Source organism: Candidatus Stygibacter australis (genome assembly GCA_030765845.1).
GTDB lineage: Bacteria > Cloacimonadota > Cloacimonadia > Cloacimonadales > TCS61 > Stygibacter > Stygibacter australis.
The window spans coordinates 1-4,800 of sequence record JAVCDJ010000091.1 but is presented as its reverse complement, the minus strand read 5'-3'; the positions used below and the strand labels follow the sequence as shown (position 1 = coordinate 4,800).

The 4,800-nt window shown below is 41.2% G+C and carries 3 protein-coding genes; all 3 read right to left on the bottom strand.

Going from position 1 to position 4,800, the window contains the following annotated elements:
• On the bottom strand, positions 1–3,165 hold a 3,165-nt coding region (locus RAO94_05145; GenBank protein MDP8321714.1), incomplete at its 3' end, for a C25 family cysteine peptidase.
• 125 nt (positions 3,166–3,290) lie between these two features.
• Positions 3,291–4,523, bottom strand: coding sequence for a GNAT family N-acetyltransferase (locus RAO94_05140; protein ID MDP8321713.1), 1,233 nt, complete (start codon positions 4,521–4,523; stop codon positions 3,291–3,293).
• Positions 4,516–4,800 (bottom strand): pseudouridine-5'-phosphate glycosidase (locus RAO94_05135; GenBank protein MDP8321712.1); only part of this gene is annotated, 285 nt, incomplete at its 5' end. The genes RAO94_05140 and RAO94_05135, both read right to left, overlap by 8 nt.

Here is a 4,800-nt window from a genome sequence, read left to right as displayed (position 1 = left end):
ATCAGGAGGTTGAGGTACACCAATTGCGGGAAAAAGGATATAATCCAGCCAGGCGCAATCAGAACCGGAAGAAACTGAACCATCCTTGTCATAAACCCAGGATAATTCATGCGAACCTGCTGAGACGGGATAAGTTACTTCAGACCAACCTAAATTTCCACTCCAGCTATCCATTTGCACGGCATCAATATAAAAGATCAGGAAGTCCCAGTTAGATTCAGAAGAGACCTTGCGGTAAAAGCTGATCTGATCGTCATATAGCACATCGAGCTCAATAGAGAGAGATGAGATGTCATTATTGCCAATATCACCAGATTCCACGCAGTAGCTTCCTTCCTGAGGTGCGTTTGTTGAGACAAACCAGTTGGCATCACCACTGGTAACCCATTCCCAGTTAGTGAGATCCCCGCTTTCGAAATCTTCCAGGCTTAAACCAATATTAAGGCTGAAACTTCCATTAAAAGTAAGTTCTAAGCCGGCAGTAACCTCTGCCGTGAAATATATTGTTTCTCCAAGCGGACAATCATTATCAACAGTAACCATGAAGGGGTATAAACCACTATCTCCAGGAATGATCTCCGGTATGAAAGACCAGGTGTTATTTACTGTGATATATTCACTGGTAGTGCTGACCATACAGATGACATTTTCCAGAGTAGAGCTGCCTAAATTCAGGATTTCCAGATCAAGATCAGCAGTTTCACCAGGATCCAGTCTGCCATTATTATTATCATCACCGGAAATATATAAATTTCCCAATGCGATCACAGGTGCATGAGCAACAAGATCAAGCAGAGCTTCATTATCACCTTCATCATAAGTGAAACTGAAATTCAATTGAAATTCATATTGATCGGGAATTGTTTCTGCTACCTGAAAAGTAAATCCACTAAGGCTTTCAATACCACCCGCAGGGATAGAAGCGAGATTTATAGTACCATTTGTGATTGTGATATATGGATCAGTAATAGTCATCACAGCAGTAATATTTTCAGCAGCTTCAATACCAATATTTTCCAGATCAAGCTCAAGCTCAATATTTTCTCCAAAATCAATTATCTGATCACCATTATCTGAGGTAATAGTATAATCATTAATTGAGAGAAAAGCGCCTTCATTAGGCACGGCTGTGATCTGTGAGATATAAGGTTCGTAATTTTGACAGCCCACAACCAGATCAAGGGTCGCTGCAGAAGTGAGAGGAAGGAAATCAAGAGTGATAGTTCCGCTGTCATCTATTAGTCCACCAGCAAGTAATTCACCTTCAATGCTCAGCCCCACATAAGAATAGGGTTCTGCCGAAACGGTTAACTGAGTACTGCCGATAAATATCTGAGCTGCATGAGTGACTGTGTTTTGCTCGGGTATGCCAAAATATGGAACCAGGGAAGGATCACCCATCAACGAATAAATTTCCCAGTAATAATTAGCGTTGCCCCCACCTTGTACAACTGCCAGATTACCTGCCATGATAAAGGCTGCCTGAGCAGTGTACCAGTCAGGAAAAGCTTCTCCATGATCATGGAACATCCCGTCATAAGCTCCGGGTCCTGTGCCATTATAAGTAGGATTAGAAGTAACATTGCCAGAACCCACACCCCACCAGAAATCTTCATTCCAATAAGTGGAATTTGTACCACCAATATAACCAATAGCTCCGCCATTTTCTTCTCTCAGCCAGGCTTCACCAAAGCATTCACCTACTTCAAATTTATTCGTAAGACAGCAATTTCCTACTACCAGAGGATATTCATGCTCATTTTGCAGACTGTTGATATTACTGATAGTGAAACTGGGATCAGCCCAGGAAGTGGAAGAGCCGTGTGCCGTATAATTGATATAACCTATTCCATCAGAGACATCCTGGACAATTTGACCAGCACTGCTGCCTGAGGCGGGGTACAGGTAAGTGTGAGAAGTGATACCATGAGCAGCATTGAAGTAGTTATTAGTACCATAATTGATCTGTCCGTTACCCCAGGTGGAGCCATGTGAAGCATCCATACCGGCTATCATTACAACTTCTTCCAGATAAGAGGGATCAGGCATGGTGAACATCTCATATTCCAGTGTTTTATCTATCTGAGGTTGCAGCTCAGCAGTATTTCTGGCAGAGAATCTGCCGTAATATATCTCGGGCATATAATCATTACCTTCCAGACGGACATAGTTCAAGTCAGTAACGTGATTGCCTGTAGCTCCATTATATGCTGGTATCTGGGCGGTATCTCCCACAAAAAGGATAAATGATGGTGCTGGATCTTCCATGGTTGCCTCTTCCCAGAGACTCTCTATATAATTTGCTATGGCAGTTGTGCTACCGCCTATCTCACTGGTATAAGTCTCGATCACATTATAACCCTGCTGAGTTTTCCAAGCAATAAAGGGCTGCAATTGAGCAGTGAACATATCATCAGAGATGATCACATATTTGATAGGATAGCGAGTGATATCTTCTCTGGTCTGCAAAGGAGTGTAATTGATCAGTGAAGTGGAATAGATTTTTTCGTATGCTGGAGACCAGGTTTTTGTACGCAATTCCCTTGTAGCATTCAAATCACTGCCAACAAAATTAACAGTTGTGTTAACATTGTTATATATAATTATCTTCTGCTGAACAGGATTATAAGCAATCGGATGATATGTAACCGTAAAAATGCGTTGACCTCTTAGAATGCCGACTTCTTCACAGGTAAATATATCATTTCCATACCATTTATCCTGCTCATAAGCATTTTGATCATAGATAAATTCCAGTTCAGATGGATCAATACTTTTGGGTACTGGAGGCTGAGCCGGCATCAATTGATCGTTAATACCCAGATCGGATAATTGATACTCAATGCTTTGATAATCAGCTATTTCAATAGATAATTCTGCTCCAAGAGGAACAGCGATCAGCTCTCTTTTAACCGGGAGGCTGGGAGTTCCAGTTTCACCACTTTTGCCAAATCCTGGAATAATCAATTCGCTGAAATCCCCTGATCTGGTACTAAGTGATAATTGGTGTAATTCATTGATCTCAGCAGAAAAATCCAGAGTTTCCAATTGCTGATTGTTCAGATCAATACCATTATGATCCCCCGAAAGAGTAATATCTACTTGCTTTGCTGTCAAAATTGACAACAATGTGAAGATTATTGTAAATATAATATATTTTTTCATAGCCGCTCCTTGGAAATAAGACTAACTCAATTATTATAATGCAAATTCTATTCCAAAAAGTTTAAATTATCAGATTATGATGATATTACATTGATATTAGTGAATTGTAAAATTCAGGAAGAAAGTTAAAACCACCAGTCGGGTTGAGGTTCAGGAAGGCAGAAGGCATTATCAAGCTGGTTCAATAAATCAGCATCAGCTGCCAGATCGTCACTGCATGCCAGACCACTGGCTGGCTTCAATCCCAGCCACATTCTACTGAAGGCATTTATACTTGCTGAGAGGACAGGCAGATCAGCCTTAAAGTCTTTTCTCAGGCAACACTTTTTACCCAGAAGCAGTGTATATTTTCCACCACATCCCCGCCATTTACTATCAACGGGCAGGTATTGTTCAATAGGATCACTCAGTATTAGATTAAGTTCCAGATCTTCGGTATGCAGAGAAGTTTGTTCCAGACAGGCGATGGGATCAAGCAGTCTTAGCTGCCAGTAGGCATAGGAATTCAGATAATTCTGGAACTTGTTGCCTTTGGTGACTACTTTGCTGTGGATGGGCTTTTTCATGAAATCAAGAAGTTGAATATCAGCAGGTTCTGTAATAGATATTTCACGCACCTGGTTATTGAAACTTTGCAATAGTGCCAGTAGTTCCAGAAGCTGTTCATTAGTTTCATAAGCATACCAGACAATATAATAAGGACCACTTTCCTGGTCGCTGGGATCAATCCAGAGATGATGAGTTAGTCTGCCGGCTTCATTATAATATCCCAAACCAAAGCTCTTCTTGTGGAATTCCATCTCCGATTTTGTAGCTATAGGTGAAAGCATGTCAAATCTGCCATGCAGCTTAATTCTATTTAATCTATTTTGGTGAATTGCCTGGAAATCATCTTTGGATAGTCTTTTGGGTATCCGGCATTTTACCGGAATATTCAATTCTGCGGGATCAACATGCAATTGCCTGAAATAACTTCCAGTCCCGTATCCCAGTTTATCATAAAAACCCTGCTCAAACATGCCCAGTACACTAAGCGGCACACCTTTTTCTGCTTCATCAGCCAGCAGTGCTGCCAGAGCTTTGTTTGCCAAACCGATTTTACGAGCTACCAGTGACACTGTGACGGCATTGATGACATTTGCCTGGATTACTTCATCCAGGTATTGCACCTGGGCATCAGTAGCCATGGCAGAAGCTTCCACAGAGCCATCAATTTCAGCCACTTTGATGTGGGAATCTTTGATGATTTCCTGCATTGTGCTTTCCATACTGCCTTCCAACCAGCCACATTCCTGCCAGATACGCTCTATTGCCTTGAAATCTTTTTCCTGATAATCTCTTATCACTATCTTAGTCATTATATAATTCTCCTGCAATCCGGCAGGCAAGTTTTACATTGTTTTCCACAAGTTTGATATTAGTTTCCAATGAATTACCTGCTGTTAGTTCTGTAATTTTTCTCAGTAAAAATGGTGTTACTGCTTTACCGGTTATCTTCATTGCCTGCATCTCAGCCAGTGCCTGATCAATGATCACTGCCATTTCTGACCACGGTATTTCATCTTCCACGGGTACTGGATTAGCGATCAGGATCCCGCTTTTAAGGCCAAGTTCTATTTGTTTATGATATATCCT